We start from the raw sequence: 15,695 nt of genomic DNA on the forward strand, positions 1-15,695 counted from the left end.
GAAGGGAATAACATGGCACTAAGTAAAGCGATTAAAACCACAACTGTTGCAGCTGCAATGCTTGTAGCTGGTATGGGTACAGCAAGCGCTCAGGAATTTATCACAATAGGTACAGGTTCAGTGACCGGGGTTTACTACCCAACTGGCGGTGCTATTTGTAAATTAGTGAATAAAGATCGTAAAGAACACAATGTTCGCTGCTCTGTTGAATCTACAGGCGGTTCAATCTACAACGTAAATACCATTCGCTCTGGTGAACTGGATTTTGGTATCGTTCAATCAGATTGGCAATTCCATGGTTATAACGGTACAAGCAAATTTGAAGATCAAGGCCCTTACAAGAAACTGCGTGCAATGTTCTCTCTTCATACAGAACCTTTTAACATCATCGCTCGTACAGACTCAGGCATAAACAACGTTGCTGACCTTGAAGGTAAACGTGTAAACATTGGTAATCCAGGCTCAGGTGACCGCGCAACTATGGGTGTTGTAATGGATGCGATGGGTTGGACCAACGATAGCTTTAAACTCGCTTCTGAACTAAAAGGGTCTGAGCGTTCACAAGCACTTTGTGATAACAAAATTGATGCCTTCATCTACATGGTTGGACACCCAAATGGTTCAATCAAAGAAGCAACCACTTCTTGTGATGCAAAATTAGTATCAGCAACCGGCCCTAAAATCGATAAAATCGTTGCAGATAACCCTTACTATGCATATAGCACAGTACCAGCAGGTATGTACCGAGGCACTGAAGGTGATATAAACAGCTTTGGTGTTGCGGCAACAATGGTAACAACATCTGACGTGCCTGATGAGGTTGCTTATAGCGTGGCAAAAGCGGTATTTGAAAACTTTAATACCTTTAAGCGCTTGCACCCAGCATTTGCAACATTGAAAAAAGAAGACATGGTTAAGTCAGGCCTTTCTATCCCACTTCACCCTGGTGCCGTGAAATACTACAAAGAAGTTGGCCTACTAAAATAGTCTTTCTTCGACATAGCGCGACTCTTTACAGATAGCGAAACTATCAACCAAAGAGGCCAACCAGTCTCTTTGGTTCTTCGCAATACCCCTGATCTTTCCATACGACGGATAACTACCAATAATAAAACGGATTTGAAGATCAGCACTTTCTAGCCTTTACATTGGCTTATATTCAGTAATCTAATGCTTAATAATTGAGTGTTAAATGAGAGCATCATTAAGGAAAAGTACATGACGCAGTCGTCAAATACGTCACAAGATGTGCAAGAAATGGTGGCCCAATCTGACACTGGTGCACGTTCACCACAAGGATTATCTGGCCGTATTTTATGGTTTGTTCCATTATGTTGGTCGCTGTTCCAACTTTGGTATGCCTCCCCTTTACCGTTCATTTTTGATTTCGGTATACTCAATGATACAGAGGCTCGCTCAATACATTTGGCTTTCGCTATCTTTTTAGCTTTTACCGCTTATCCAGCCCTTAAGAGCTCACCAAGAGATCGTATTCCTGCGATAGATTGGGCTCTTGCCTTTGCTGGCAGTTTCTCTGCGGCTTATATTTATATTTTCTATACTCAATTAGCTGGACGTTCTGGCGCACCAACCTCACCAGATATTATTGTCTCTGTTGTTGGTATGGTACTGTTGCTTGAAGCGACTCGACGTGCATTAGGTCCACCACTAATGGTCGTTGCTGCAGTATTCTTGCTTTACACCTTTGCTGGCCCTCATATGCCAGATGTAATTGCTCATAAAGGGGCAAGCCTAAATAAAGCAATGTCCCACCTATGGCTAACAACCGAAGGTGTTTTTGGCGTAGCCCTTGGTGTGTCGACTTCTTTTGTTTTCTTATTTGTTTTATTTGGTGCCATGCTAGAAAAAGCAGGTGCAGGTGCTTACTTTATTAAAGTCGCTTTCTCTCTGCTTGGTCATATGAAAGGCGGCCCTGCAAAAGCGGCGGTCGTGGCTTCAGGCTTATCAGGTTTAGTTTCTGGCTCATCAATTGCTAACGTAGTAACCACTGGTACGTTTACTATTCCATTAATGAAACGTGTGGGTTTTCCTGGAACAAAAGCAGGAGCGGTTGAGGTTGCAGCGTCAACTAATGGTCAACTAACACCACCTATCATGGGTGCGGCGGCATTCTTAATGGTGGAATACGTAGGCATCTCTTATGTAGAAGTGATTAAAGCCGCGTTACTCCCAGCGTTAATTTCTTATATTGCGTTACTTTACATCGTTCATCTTGAAGCCTGTAAAGCAGGTATGACTGGCCTTCCACGTCGCCATACGCCAACCTTAGTCCATAGCCTGCTTTCCTTTACTGGTACTATTCTAGGGCTTTGTGTCATTAGTGCAGCGGTTTACTATGGTATTGGTTGGACAAAAGATGTCTTCGGTGATGCTGCAACACCGATCGTAACAATCGCATTACTGCTCTCTTATGTGGGCTTGGTTAGCATATCTGCAAAATACCAAGAGCACGCAATGATGGCGATTGATGAAGAGTTAACTGAAGTTCCTGACCCTAGCCCTACGATCAAATCAGGCCTACACTTCTTATTGCCTATCGTTGTATTAGTATGGTGTCTAACTGTAGAGCGCTTCTCTCCTGGTTTGTCTGCATTTTGGGCTTCGGTATTTATGATCTTTATCCTACTGACTCAACGCCCTTTAATTGCTTTCTTTTCAAAGCAAGACAATCTCGTTGAACAAGTGAAACAGGGATTTGATGATTTACTAGAAAGCTTAGTCACTGGTGCTCGAAATATGATTGGTATCGGTGTCGCTACTGCTGCTGCTGGTACGGTTGTAGGTGTTGTAACCTTAACGGGTATTGGCCTAGTCATGACTGACTTTGTTGAGTTTATCTCTGGTGGTAGCATCATTCTTATGCTGTTATTTACCGCAGTGATCAGCTTAATTTTAGGTATGGGATTACCAACGACGGCAAACTATATTGTGGTATCAACGTTAATGGCACCAGTTATTGTGACTCTAGGCGCTGCACACGGTCTGATTATTCCATTAATCGCAGTTCACTTATTTGTGTTCTACTTTGGTATTCTTGCCGATGATACACCACCAGTCGGTCTTGCGGCTTTCGCTGCTGCTGCTATTGCAAAATCTGACCCTATCCGCACCGGTATCCAAGGATTCACTTACGATATTCGTACCGCAATTTTACCTTTCATGTTTGTTTTCAATACTCAGCTTTTATTGATGGGCATTGATTCTTGGTGGCATTTAGCACTTACGATTATATCTTCAGTTATTGCAATGTTGACCTTCTCAGCAGCAACGCAAGGTTGGTGGTTCACCAAAACGAAATGGTGGGAAGTAGTCTTACTTTTACTAATCACATTCTCACTGTTCCGTCCTGGCTATTGGTGGGATCAAATCTATCCAGCCAAAGATTATCATCAAGGTATTGAGATCGCTCAAATAGCAGAAGAGCTAAATGTGGGACAATCACTGACATTAGAAGTAACAGGACAAAACCTCGAAGGTGATGTCATCAGCAAAACAGTTCGCTTACCTTTTGATGATCGAGCGGTTACTGGTGATGATCGCGTTAGCTCTATGGGTCTAATGTTATCTGAAGTGGATAATAAAATGATTGTAGATATGGTTGAATTTGGCAGTCCAGCCGAAGCTTCTGGAATTGATTTTGACTGGGAAATAAAGAATGTAGTGCTTGATGCTGACCGTCCTCTAAAAGAGTGGGTATTTGTACCAACATTACTTCTGCTGTTTGCACTAGGCTTTAATCAGCGTCGCCGAGCAAAAAAGGAAAACTTAGCGGCATAAATTAATGAATGGAATCTAGGGGAGTCACTCTCCCCTTATTAGGTAATAAAATCATGTATAAGCAAATATTGGTTCCAGTAGATTTAAATGAAAAAGGCTTTGCTGATAAAGCGGTTGAGTTAGCAGTTTGGCATGCAAAACAATCTAATGCTGAGCTGCATTTATTAAATGTATTACCGGGCATTCATATGTCGATGGTCTCGACCTACTTCCCTAAAGATGCCGCGAAAAAAATGAAAGAAGATGTCTCCGCTCAATTAAACGAATTTGCAGCAAAATTTGTTGATGAAGAGGTGGTATATAAAGTTCACGTATCTGAAGGAAAGCCTTATGTCACAATCTTAGATTATGCTGAACGTTTAGGCGCTGACTTAATCGTTATGCCAAGCCATAAGCGCTCAAAAATCGATAAAGTGATGTTAGGTTCAGTCGCAAGTAAGGTCGTTGATAACTCAACAATTAATGTGATGGTTGTAAAGCCTCAAGGCTAAATATTATGAAAATTCAGTTCGAGACACAAAATCTCGAACTGAATATATCCAATACCATTCTGGATAAGTCGTTGTTCAGATAATTGCGTAGGAAAAATAGATTTTAACAAGCAATAATGATCAAATACTTATGTAGATTTATATAATTAAGATGATTTCAGTGTTTTATAATCTGGTAGTTTTCTTGTTGGATCATAAATAGAAAACATCATCTCTTGAGCTTCGGGATGAAAATCACAAGGGACAAAAATAGAACGAACCCAATCCGATTTGGGATGGTAAAAGCTCAATTCAGCCGCGTGCAATTCCAAACGAGAAGAGAAATTTTTCGCTTCCTCATTCGCATAAAATTCATCCCCTACTATTGGATGCCCAATAGATAACATGTGTACTCGTAATTGATGCGAACGTCCAGTGATTGGTAGCAACCGAACAATCGTCGTTTTCTCTTCACGCCTCACCACTTGATAGCGAGTTTGAGAAGGCTTGCCATGCTCAAAACAGACTTTCTGTTTCGGTCTTTTTTCCCAATCACAAATTAAAGGTAGGTCAATTTCACCTTCATCTTGCTCAATATGCCCCCATACTCGCGCATAATAAATTTTGTGCGTTAGGCGGTATTGAAACTGTTTTTTTAAATGACGTTCGCTGTATTTATTCATTGCAAACAACATTAACCCTGACGTAGACATATCTAAACGATGTACAACTTGAATATCAGGGAACTCAACCTTTAAACGGCTCCACATACTATCGTAGTGCTCAGGAGCTCGGCCAGGTACAGATAATAAACCAGATGGCTTGTTTACCACTAAAATAGATTCATCTTGATAAACAATATCTATCCATGGATCTTGTGGTGGTAAATATTCTAGCATTGCCATGTTTATACTCACTCTAGGCATGCTCTCTGAAACATACCATTCTTCAGAGAGCATTACGTTACTTAATTATGGCTCACTACAATTAGACGTAATGAATCTAATTGAACTTGTGCTTTACCAATATAACCAGATAATTCGCTGATTTGAGTTTCAATTTGAGTTAACTCTTCATCACGAATATTTGGGTTTACTGCTTTTAATGCTTGTAAGCGTTCTAGCTCTGCATTTAAGGCATTTTTCATCTCAGTATTCGCATCAACACGAACCGCTTCAATACGATCTTCAATACTTACTTCAGCCTTATCAATTAACGCATGAATCTCTTTTTGTACCGAATTGACAAGCTTACTTGCCATGTGACGGTTCACAGGGCTTAACTGACGGTTAAAGCTTTCAAACTCAACTTGAGCTGAAAGATCATTACCTTTACCATCCATCATTAAACGGATTGGCGTTTTAGGTAAGAAGCGACCAATGCCACTTTGCTTAGGCGCTTGTGCATCCACCACATAAACCAATTCAAGTAATAGAGTACCTGCTGGTAGCGCTTTATTTTTCAATAAAGAAACCGCTGTTGCCCCTACACCTTCAGTCAAGACTAAATCAATACCACCTTGGATCATTGGGTGTTCCCAGCTGATCAAGTTCATATCTTCACGAGAAAGTGCCGTTTCGCGATCAAAGGTAATCGTACAACCTTCATAAGGCAGACCTGGGTAGCTCGATACCAACATGTTTTCTGCTGGTGTTACTACAATTGCGTTTTCACCTTTATCGTCTTGGTTTAAACCAATGGTATCAAACAGATTTAAAGCAAAATTAACCAGATTAGTATCACCATCGGTCGCTGCAATTTTCTCTGCAATCTCTTTCGCTTTATCGCCACCATTAGAATGTACTTCTAATAAACGGTCACGACCTTGCTCTAACTGGGCTTTTAACTCTTTGTTTAATGCTGCTGACTGTTCAATCAATGGCTCCAAACCATCTGATTTACCTGTCGCTAGAATTGAGATAATCGCATCTGAGAATTTATCATACACCGCACGTCCCGTTGGGCAAGTTTCACCAAAGGCATTCAAGCCTTCATCAAACCAGCGCGCTAATAACTCTTGAGATGTACCTTGCAAATACGGAACATGAATATCGATATCACGTTTTTGACCAATACGATCCAAACGGCCAATACGTTGCTCAAGAAGATCTGGGTTAAACGGCAAATCAAACATGACAAGTTGATTAGCAAACTGGAAGTTACGACCTTCAGAGCCAATTTCAGAACAGATAAGAACCTGTGCGCCGCCTTCTTCTTGTGCGAAATAAGCGGCTGCTTTATCACGCTCAATGATAGACATGCCTTCATGGAAAACCGTACCACGAATACCTTCACGCTCACGCAGTGCTTGCTCTAATTGCAATGCAGTGGAAGCACGAGATGCAATAATTAGCACCTTCTCATTACGGTTTTCTTTTAGTAATTCAAGTAACCAGTTAACACGTGGATCAAACTGCCACCACGTCGCACTATCACCTTCAAACTCTTGGAAGATCTCTTCTGGATAAAGCATCTTCATCGCACGCGCTTCATCCGTCATGCGACCGCCCATCATCGTTGCCACACGCATAGACGTTGCATACTGAGAAGGTAAAGGCATTGGCATTAAATTAAGATTACGCTGTGGGAAACCTTTAATTGCAGCACGAGTATTGCGGAATAGCACTCGACCCGTACCATGGCGATCCATTAGATTATCAACTAACTCTTGACGAGCTTGCGCTTGCTCTTCTTCAGAAGTTGAGGACTCAATAATTCTAAACAGAGGTTCTGCATCTTGCTCAGAAAGCAGATCTGCAATGCGATTTTTAGATTCATTAGATAGCGTATCACCACTCATTAATGCGGTAACCGCATCAGCAACAGGTTGATATTGGCGCTCTTCTTCAACAAACGCATCGTAATCATAGAAACGATCAGGATCTAACAAGCGTAAGCGAGCAAAGTGACTTTCATGGCCTAATTGCTCTGGTGTTGCAGTTAGCAGTAAAACACCTGCGGTCTCTTCTGCAATCGCTTCAATTACTTGGTATTCACGACTTGGTTTAGTTTGGTTCCACTCAAGGTGATGCGCTTCATCGACCACAAGTAAATCCCAATCCGCTTCAACAACTTGCTCGAAACGACGCTTACTCTTACGAATAAAATCTAATGAACACAATACAAACTGCGCAGTATCAAATGGGTTTTCAGAATCGGCATAAGCTTCAACACAACGCTCTTCATCAAAGATAGAGAAATGCAGATTGAAACGACGCATCATTTCAACTAACCATTGGTGCTGCAGAGTTTCAGGAACCACAATAAGCACACGCTCAGCACGGCCAGATAGCACTTGCTGGTGAATGATCATACCCGCTTCAATCGTTTTACCTAAACCAACTTCATCAGCCAATAAAACACGTGGTGCATAACGACGGCCCACTTCGTGTGCAATGAATAACTGGTGCGGGATTAAGCCTGCACGCATACCACACAAACCACGCATTGGGTTTTTATGTTGTTCGTATTGATTTTGCAGCGCACGGAAGCGCAGCGCAAAGCGATCCATACGATCAATTTGACCTGCAAATAATTTATCTTGAGGCTTATTAAAGCGTATCTGATGACTTAGTAATGTTTCACGAAGGACAACATTCGCTTCATCAGTATCGACACGAGTTCCGATATAAGTAAGTAGACCGCCATCTTCGATAACGTCTTCGACTTCAAGTGACCAGCCCTCATGGCTTTCAATTGTATCTCCCTTATTGAACATCACTCGGGTAACGGGTGCATCGTGTCTTGCGTATAAACGATTTTCTTCTGATGCGGCAAAAAGTATCGATACGGTTCTATCGTCAACCGCAACTACGGTTCCTAAACCCAAATCACTTTCTGTATCACTGATCCAACGTTGGCCCAAAGCAAATGACATAGTGGTAACACACCTCAAAATTAATTTATTTTATATAGAGTGAGAATTTTAGAACCAAGAATAACAGCCTAAAATGGCGAGGTTCAAAAGGGCGCTAATGTTACTGTATGACAGCACATAGGTCACGCCCATTTATCATAAAAATGAGTGTAGTAGATTATACTCAATTTAAGATGAAAAGTTTATTTAACCGCTTGTAAATATCGCTCTAGTTGCGGCGGGTTATCTTGTGTTGCTAATTCCGATACTTTTCCAGTACTCAATATTTTATGCTCACACACAAAAGCGTAATGAGAGGCCAGTGCTTTTGCATCCTGCAAACTGTGAGTCACCATCAATACAGTAAGGTTCTGAGATTTAATGAGTTGATTGATTAAAGCAATCATCTCTTCACGCAGCATAGGGTCCAGTGCAGAAAAAGGCTCATCTAATAATAAAACAGGTTTCTTTTGCACTAAACAACGAGCTAAAGCCACTCGCTGCTTTTGCCCGCCCGATAACTGCTCAGGCAAACGATGCAATAACTCATCAACACCAACTTGTTGAGCAGCCTGAGTAACACTTCTTTTCTCTGTTTCATTTAAACGTAAATTAGGCTTAATACCTAAGCCAATATTGTCGAAAACAGAAAGGTGGGCGAATAAATTGTGCTCTTGAAATAGCATCGACAGCGGACGCTGATGGGGCGCTTTTGATAATAGTGATAGATTATTAATTGTGATATCACCCAATTCAGGGCTAATAAACCCAGCCAACAAGCTCAGTAATGTACTTTTCCCTGCACCACTCGGCCCAAGAATGGCCACCACATCCCCTTTATTAACCTTTAAGTCAAACTCAAATAATTCTGAATGATAACGGTATTTCACCTCTGAAAAGCTCAGCATTACAATTCACCTTTATGATTATTTTTAGAGGAGAATAACCACTCTACGACACTAAATACACCAACACTTAATAACAATAAGCTTAAGGATACCACTGCGGCAGCTTCCATTTGATAGCTTCCTAATAATTGAAACAGATACAAAGGCAATGTTCTAAACTCTTGGCTACCAAACAAAGCTATCGCACTTAAATCACCAATCGACATAATAAAAGCAATCGCAAACGCATGAGCCATCGGTTTTCTTAATGCCCGCCATTCAATCAATCGAAAACGGGTAAAACCATAAAGACCTAAGCTTGCTGATAATAATTGGTATTGCTGCGCAATATGCAACAGAGGCTGCGCGAGTGTTTTTATCACATACGGCAGAGCCATAAGCGCATTCACGACGACAACTATCCAAATCGCGATTGAAAACACATCGGTCATATTTCTTAGTAATAAAAACAATCCAGTACTGATCACCAAGCCCGGAGTCACTAAGATCATCGTTCCTATCAGATCTAATTTATCAGCCCATAATCGCTTCTGCTTTAATCTTAAGGCACGAGTCGTATGCAACAAGATAACGCCAAATATCATTGCTAATACCGCAGCCCCTAAAGCCACTATTAATGAGTTTGCTAACGCTAACCAGAAATCTGATGAACTAAACACCGTCATCAATTCAGAATTTAAACCACTAAGCACTACCATCAATAACGGCGGTAATAAAAAGAGTATCAGTAATATAATCCACCCCCTGTCCCACCACTTTTCTTGAGTTGAATCTTGATACAGCACTGCTTGAGAAATGGATGCCGAGTCAACAGCAACCGATTTAGAAAAACGTTGAATAGATAAAGAAAGCACGCCACATAGCAACATCTGCCATAAGGCTAAAATGGCGCCCGCCTGCAAATCAAAATCAAACTTGATCGCCTGATATATTGCCAATTCAATCGTGGTTGATTTTGGACCGCCACCTAATGCCATTACCGTAGCAAAACTAGTAAAGCAAAGCATGAATACGAGACCAGCGACATGAGGTAATTGCTGCTTAATTCTCGGCCATGCCACCAATCGGTATTTACTCCAACCAGTTAACCCTAAGTGAGCCGACAGTTGATGTTGCTCTGTAGGAATAGAATCCAAACTTTGTAGAAACAAGCGAGTAGCGAAAGGATAATTGAAAAAAACATGCGCGAGTAAAATGCCATTTAAGCCATAAATTGAAAATGGCAGAGAATAACCAAACCATTGAAATAGATCAGCGATTAAGCCGCTATTTCCATAAATAGAAAGTAAGCCAAAAACACCCACTAATACAGGAAGCACAAGCGTAGTAGCACAAAGCTTCAGTAGTAAGCCTCGTCCTTTAAACTCACGTCGTGATAAGGCATACGCTGTAGGGATCGCAAGACTGATACTAAATACAGTAGAAAGGAATGCTTGGTATAAACTGAACTGAGTAATATAACGATAATAAGGATCTGACCAAACGAGACTTAAATCCAAACTTGGCGATTCTAAAAGCAGAGCACTGATCGCTCCGCCAACAAAGCCAATAATGACAATCGCGATTACATATCCCAATAGAGGAACTGAATGATAAGAAGAGGTATTTTTCATAACTGCCAAAAGAAAGGAGCACAACGGTGCCCCTTATTTCAAATTAGAATGTCAGGGCGTGTTGCCACTCACGGATCCATGATTTACGTTGTTGTGAAATCGCTTGTGAATCAAATGACAAAGCTTTACTCGGCACAGTTAAGCGATCAAAACCCTCAGGCAAAGCGACATAGGTCACAGGGTACATCCAGTTACCTGTTGGCATCGCTGATTGAAACTTATCAGTTAAAATAAAGGTAAGGAACTCATCAGCAAGTTTATTATGTTGAGTATTTTTTACTTTCGCTGCCACTTCTACTTGAGTGTAGTGACCTTCAGAAAAATTAGCCGCGGCAAATCTATCGTCTTTTTCAGCAATCAAATGATACGCTGGAGAAGTGGTATAAGACAAAACCAAATCAGACTCGCCTTCTAGGAACATACTGTAAGCTTCAGACCAACCTTTGGTTACTGTGACCGTTTTCTTAGCGAGTTGCTTCCACGCTTGTGGTGCTTCATCACCATAAACAGACTTCATCCACAGTAATAATCCCTGTCCAGGTGTCGAGGTTCGTGGATCTTGATAAATTACTTTTAGATCATCGCGCTGCTCGACTAATTCTTTTAAGCTTTTTGGCGGATTTGCTACTTTTTCTTTATTATAAACAAACGCAAAATAACCGAAATCATAAGGAACAAATGTCGTGTCATTCCAACCACCTGGTAAAGTAACAGAATCCGTATTCACTTGATGCTGAGCCAATAACCCTGTCGCTTTCGCTTCTGCCATTAAGTTATTATCTAAACCTAACACCACATCTGCTTTGGCATTTTTCCCTTCTAACCGAAGTCGATTCAAAATAGAAACACCATCATCAAGTGCAACTAATTTTAAATCACAGCCACATTGAGCTTCAAAAGCCGCTTCAATCGTTGGTCCTGGTCCCCAATCAGCCGCAAAAGAGTCGTAGGTATAAACGGTTAGAGTCGCTGTATCTGCAGCAGAAACAGAAAAAGAAGACGCCGCGACGATAGCTAACGCTGTCGGCAATAGTTTAAATGGAGAGGAAATAGAAAGAGTGTTCATTGTGTGCGCTTACATCCTTTTGAGCGGCACAGAATTAAGGTGATATTCTCCAAGAGGATGTCATCTCAATCCCTACGCCAGCATTATCTGAGTCAGGTAGTACGGGTTTAAGCGAGCATTATCCAATGCTTACTAATCTCAGCGAATACCACTCTAGATAACTAGTTGATATCGGTTGCTCCCCGATGAGAGGCCATATTGTATGTGTGAATCAAGCAATGAGCCAGAGGTTTTCTCTAGACTCATTCATTATATCAACGGTGATCGTAACCCCAGCGAGGGACTAACCCTTGCTCTACACCTAAATGATCTAATATTCGAGCGACCATAAAATCAATTAAATCTTCAATCGACTTTGGTTGATGATAAAAACCAGGTGCAGCAGGCATGATCGTCGCACCCACTTGAGATAGCTTTAACATATTTTCTAAATGCAGCGTTGAAAATGGGGTTTCTCGGACAACAAGAATTAATTGACCACGCTCTTTTAACACCACATCAGCAGCGCGCTCTATCAAGTTATCTGAAATCCCGTGAGCAATTGATGCCACACTCCCTGCCGAGCATGGACACACTATCATCTGTTTTGGTGCGGCAGAACCAGAAGCGACGGGAGAGAACCAATCCTCTTTACCACATACGGTTAAATTATCAACATTACAACCAAGATGCTCAACCAGTGCCGCTTTCATCGCATCAGGGCCACTTGGTAACTTCAGATCATGCTCTGTTGCCATCACCACACGAGCTGCCGAGGAGATAAGAAAGTAAACATGATAGTCCGCGGCCAATAAACACTCTAATAGACGGAGTCCATAAGGAGCACCAGAGGCTCCGGTCATAGCTAATGTGATCGCTTTCTTTTTGGATTTCATTTATTGGCTCAACTTATCAAGTAATTTACTGTGAATGCCTTCAAAACCACCATTACTCATGACTAATATTTGATCACCTGATTGTGCTTCGGCCACAATCATATCAACAAAGCAGCCAATATCATTATGGGTATAAGCGGGCTGAGTGCATTGTTGTGCAACATCATCTACCGACCAAGTGATATTATCTGGCTGAAAAAGATAAACCGAATCGGCTGCATGCAGAGAAGCCGCCAACGTATCTTTGTGGACGCCTAATTTCATGGTGCTTGAACGAGGCTCTAGTACCGCTATAATTTTCTTATCGCCCACTTTATTACGTAAGCCACCTAGCGTTAGATCAATCGCTGTTGGGTGATGAGCAAAATCATCATACACAGTGACTCCATTTACTTCACCTTTAAACTCTAGACGACGCTTAGTATTAATAAACTTACCTAACGCTTCACAAGATAAATCAGGAGTAACCCCTACGTGACGAGCAGAAGCTATGACCATCAATGCATTACTCACATTATGATCACCGACTAAATCCCAATTAACTTGTCCAACTTTCTCGCCTTCAAAATAAACGTCAAATACACTGCCATCTTTTTCTAGCTTGATTGCCTTCCACTGACCATCTTCGCCTGTAAATTCAAGCTCACTCCAGCACCCCAGCTCTAATACTTGCTCAAGTGGTTTATCTTGTTTTGGTGCAAAAATACGGCCTGTACTTGGAACCGTTCGAATTAAATGATGAAATTGGCGCTGAATAGCAGCAAGATCATCAAAGATATCCGCATGATCAAACTCTAGATTATTCAATACAAGCGTACGTGGACGGTAATGCACAAACTTAGAACGCTTATCAAAAAAAGCACTGTCATATTCATCTGCTTCGACCACAAAAAACATGCTTTCGCCTAATCGAGCCGACTCTCCGAAGTTACCAAGCACGCCACCGACTAAAAAGCCTGGTTTATAACCACACTCTTCAAGCACCCATGTCAACATACTTGCCGTTGTTGTTTTACCATGAGTACCAGCAACCGCCATCACCCAGCGGTCTTGCAACAAAAACTCTTGTAACCATTGTGGACCAGAGGTGTATTTCAGGTTCTTATCTAAGACATACTCAACACATGGATTTCCACGGCTCATTGCATTACCAATTACCACTAGGTCTGGCGCGGGGTCTAACTGACTCGGATCAAATCCTTGGATAATCTCAATGCCTTGAGATTCTAATAACGTGCTCATTGGAGGATAAACGTTAGCATCGCACCCAGTAACTTTATGCCCAAGTTGACGGGCTAATGTTGCAGCGCCTCCCATGAAGGTGCCACAGATACCAAGGATATGAATATGCATAATTACAACCGTCTTATTTATTAAATTAGTAAGCAACCTCAATTCAAAGTTACTTCAATACTCTTAAAAAGTTCTATGCTATAGAATGAATTACAGCAAACAGTAACACAACCACTGTAAAAATAAATCAGTACCTAACCCTACTTAGCATTGATATCTAATAACAGAGAATTAAAGGAATAACTATGTCTGAAATAAGAACCCTCGGTGAATTCATTGTTGCCAAGCAACATGACTTCCCTCATGCAAGTGGAGAGCTCTCTTCCCTTATTGGTTCAATTAAATTAGCTGCTAAAATTGTAAACCGTGAGATAAATAAGGCGGGACTGGTTGATATCACTGGCGCATCAGGTGAAGAAAATATTCAAGGTGAACAGCAGCAAAAACTCGATCTTTACGCTAATGATAAATTCAAGGCGGCATTAGAAAATCGAGGGCAAGTCTGTGGTGTAGCTAGTGAAGAAGAAGATGAAGCCGTTGCCTTTAATAAAGCATTAAATAAAGACGCTAAATACGTGGTATTGATGGATCCACTAGATGGGTCATCAAATATTGATGTTAACGTATCTGTAGGGACTATTTTCTCTATTTATCGTCGTATTTCACCAATTGGTACACCTCCTACAGAAGAAGATTTCCTACAACCAGGAAACCAACAAGTTGCTGCAGGCTATATCATTTATGGTTCATCAACCATGTTGGTCTATAGCACAGGAAATGGCGTTCATGGATTTACCTATGACCCATCACTTGGTGTCTTCTGTTTATCTCATGAAGATATGAAGATCCCTAAAGAGGGTAATATTTATTCTATCAACGAAGGAAATTACATCCGTTTTCCTGAAGGGATAAAACAATACTTAAAATACTGCCAAGAAATGAAACCAGAAGATAATCGACCATATACATCTCGTTACATTGGTTCTTTAGTTGCTGACTTCCATAGAAATTTATTAAAAGGCGGCATTTATCTTTATCCAAGCACTCAAGCTTACCCAAATGGAAAGCTACGACTACTCTATGAATGCAACCCTATGGCAATGTTGATTGAAGAGGCAGGAGGTAAAGCGACAGATGGTGAACAACGTATTCTAGATATCAAACCAACAGAATTACATCAACGTGTACCTTTCTTCGTTGGCTCAAGCAATATGGTAGATAAGGTTCAAGATTTTCTTGATGAATGGCAAGAATAATCAAATACTTATGTAGATTGGTATTACTCTTAAGTGATTTTACTACGTAATAAGACCACCTAATTAGTTACATTGGTATTAAATCGGAATAACGGAGAATATAACCAAAATACCATAGTACAGAAACAAAAAAACCGAGTCCAAGGACTCGGTTTTTTCTTGAAACTACTTCTGATTACTCAGCTGCAGCTTCTACTTCTGGGCGATCTACAAGCTCAATGTAAGCCATTGGCGCTTTATCACCTGCACGGAAACCGCACTTCAGAATACGAGTGTAACCACCAGCACGTTGTGCAAAGCGTGGACCTAACTCGGTAAATAGTTTTGCTACAACTTCGTTATCACGAGTGCGAGCAAATGCAAGACGACGGTTAGCAACACTGTCAATCTTAGCTAATGTAATCAAAGGCTCAACTACACGACGAAGCTCTTTTGCTTTTGGTACAGTCGTCTTGATAATCTCGTGACGAACCAAAGAGCAAGCCATATTGCTAAACATAGCTTTACGGTGGCTGCTGTTGCGGTTGAGTTGACGACCACTCTTACGATGGCGCATGACC

The 15,695-nt window shown here is 41.2% G+C and carries 12 protein-coding genes; 4 read left to right on the top strand and 8 right to left on the bottom strand.

The window, feature by feature from the left end; translation table 11 throughout:
* The first annotated feature begins 12 nt into the window (after window positions 1-12).
* The 3 genes from F8B77_RS13600 (at window position 13) to F8B77_RS13610 (ending at window position 4,289) form a co-directional block, all read left to right on the top strand.
* Window positions 13-987, top strand: coding sequence for a TAXI family TRAP transporter solute-binding subunit (locus F8B77_RS13600; RefSeq protein ID WP_151655836.1), 975 nt, complete (start codon window positions 13-15; stop codon window positions 985-987).
* A 231-nt stretch (window positions 988-1,218) separates the two neighbouring features.
* The gene (locus tag F8B77_RS13605; protein WP_151655838.1) at window positions 1,219-3,798 is read left to right on the top strand and encodes a TRAP transporter permease; all 2,580 of its coding nucleotides are present in this window, start codon (window positions 1,219-1,221) and stop codon (window positions 3,796-3,798) included.
* A gap of 53 nt (window positions 3,799-3,851) precedes the next feature.
* Complete coding sequence (locus F8B77_RS13610) at window positions 3,852-4,289, top strand: universal stress protein (RefSeq protein WP_130045899.1); 438 nt, start codon at window positions 3,852-3,854, stop codon at window positions 4,287-4,289.
* Between the two features lie 146 nt (window positions 4,290-4,435).
* Here F8B77_RS13610 and rluA read toward each other — a convergent pair whose 3' ends face one another.
* From rluA to mpl, 7 genes are all read right to left on the bottom strand, one after another.
* Window positions 4,436-5,173: a bifunctional tRNA pseudouridine(32) synthase/23S rRNA pseudouridine(746) synthase RluA gene (gene rluA, locus F8B77_RS13615; protein ID WP_130048673.1), complete on the bottom strand. Its 738-nt coding sequence runs from the start codon at window positions 5,171-5,173 to the stop codon at window positions 4,436-4,438.
* 62 nt (window positions 5,174-5,235) lie between these two features.
* Complete coding sequence (rapA, locus tag F8B77_RS13620) at window positions 5,236-8,145, bottom strand: RNA polymerase-associated protein RapA (protein WP_151655840.1); 2,910 nt, start codon at window positions 8,143-8,145, stop codon at window positions 5,236-5,238.
* A gap of 182 nt (window positions 8,146-8,327) precedes the next feature.
* Window positions 8,328-9,032 carry a thiamine ABC transporter ATP-binding protein gene (gene thiQ / locus F8B77_RS13625; protein WP_151655842.1) on the bottom strand — a complete coding sequence of 235 codons (705 nt, stop codon included), beginning with the start codon at window positions 9,030-9,032 and terminating at the stop codon, window positions 8,328-8,330.
* Window positions 9,032-10,645, bottom strand: coding sequence for a thiamine/thiamine pyrophosphate ABC transporter permease ThiP (gene thiP, locus F8B77_RS13630; RefSeq protein ID WP_151655844.1), 1,614 nt, complete (start codon window positions 10,643-10,645; stop codon window positions 9,032-9,034). Before thiP ends, thiQ begins: the two co-directional genes overlap by 1 nt.
* A 43-nt stretch (window positions 10,646-10,688) precedes the next feature.
* Window positions 10,689-11,711 carry a thiamine ABC transporter substrate binding subunit gene (gene thiB / locus F8B77_RS13635; RefSeq protein WP_151655846.1) on the bottom strand — a complete coding sequence of 341 codons (1,023 nt, stop codon included), beginning with the start codon at window positions 11,709-11,711 and terminating at the stop codon, window positions 10,689-10,691.
* A 254-nt stretch (window positions 11,712-11,965) separates the two neighbouring features.
* Window positions 11,966-12,586: a flavin prenyltransferase UbiX gene (locus F8B77_RS13640; RefSeq protein ID WP_151655848.1), complete on the bottom strand. Its 621-nt coding sequence runs from the start codon at window positions 12,584-12,586 to the stop codon at window positions 11,966-11,968.
* Window positions 12,587-13,939 (bottom strand): UDP-N-acetylmuramate:L-alanyl-gamma-D-glutamyl-meso-diaminopimelate ligase, encoded by a 1,353-nt coding sequence (gene mpl, locus F8B77_RS13645; RefSeq protein WP_151655850.1) that lies wholly within the window; start codon window positions 13,937-13,939, stop codon window positions 12,587-12,589.
* 185 nt (window positions 13,940-14,124) lie between these two features.
* Between mpl and fbp the strand changes: the two genes are divergently transcribed.
* Window positions 14,125-15,135 carry a class 1 fructose-bisphosphatase gene (gene fbp, locus F8B77_RS13650; RefSeq protein WP_151655852.1) on the top strand — a complete coding sequence of 337 codons (1,011 nt, stop codon included), beginning with the start codon at window positions 14,125-14,127 and terminating at the stop codon, window positions 15,133-15,135.
* A gap of 175 nt (window positions 15,136-15,310) precedes the next feature.
* Here fbp and rplQ read toward each other — a convergent pair whose 3' ends face one another.
* Window positions 15,311-15,691: a 50S ribosomal protein L17 gene (gene rplQ / locus F8B77_RS13655; RefSeq protein ID WP_130045892.1), complete on the bottom strand. Its 381-nt coding sequence runs from the start codon at window positions 15,689-15,691 to the stop codon at window positions 15,311-15,313.
* Window positions 15,692-15,695 lie beyond the last annotated feature (4 nt).

Origin of the sequence: Aliivibrio finisterrensis, assembly GCF_008933155.1 — a bacterium.
In the GTDB taxonomy this organism is placed as follows: domain Bacteria; phylum Pseudomonadota; class Gammaproteobacteria; order Enterobacterales; family Vibrionaceae; genus Aliivibrio; species Aliivibrio finisterrensis.

Bases quoted from the DNA above. Each gene is read 5' to 3' on its own strand.
- rplQ (WP_130045892.1), bottom strand. From the start codon at position 15,691: ATGCGCCATCGTAAGAGTGGTCGTCAACTCAACCGCAACAGCAGCCAC.
- rapA (WP_151655840.1), bottom strand. From the start codon at position 8,145: ATGTCATTTGCTTTGGGCCAACGTTGGATCAGTGATACAGAAAGTGAT.
- mpl (WP_151655850.1), bottom strand. From the start codon at position 13,939: ATGCATATTCATATCCTTGGTATCTGTGGCACCTTCATGGGAGGCGCT.
- F8B77_RS13605 (WP_151655838.1), top strand. From the start codon at position 1,219: ATGACGCAGTCGTCAAATACGTCACAAGATGTGCAAGAAATGGTGGCC.
- fbp (WP_151655852.1), top strand. From the start codon at position 14,125: ATGTCTGAAATAAGAACCCTCGGTGAATTCATTGTTGCCAAGCAACAT.
- thiB (WP_151655846.1), bottom strand. From the start codon at position 11,711: ATGAACACTCTTTCTATTTCCTCTCCATTTAAACTATTGCCGACAGCG.
- F8B77_RS13600 (WP_151655836.1), top strand. From the start codon at position 13: ATGGCACTAAGTAAAGCGATTAAAACCACAACTGTTGCAGCTGCAATG.
- thiQ (WP_151655842.1), bottom strand. From the start codon at position 9,032: ATGCTGAGCTTTTCAGAGGTGAAATACCGTTATCATTCAGAATTATTT.
- F8B77_RS13610 (WP_130045899.1), top strand. From the start codon at position 3,852: ATGTATAAGCAAATATTGGTTCCAGTAGATTTAAATGAAAAAGGCTTT.
- F8B77_RS13640 (WP_151655848.1), bottom strand. From the start codon at position 12,586: ATGAAATCCAAAAAGAAAGCGATCACATTAGCTATGACCGGAGCCTCT.
- rluA (WP_130048673.1), bottom strand. From the start codon at position 5,173: ATGGCAATGCTAGAATATTTACCACCACAAGATCCATGGATAGATATT.
- thiP (WP_151655844.1), bottom strand. From the start codon at position 10,645: ATGAAAAATACCTCTTCTTATCATTCAGTTCCTCTATTGGGATATGTA.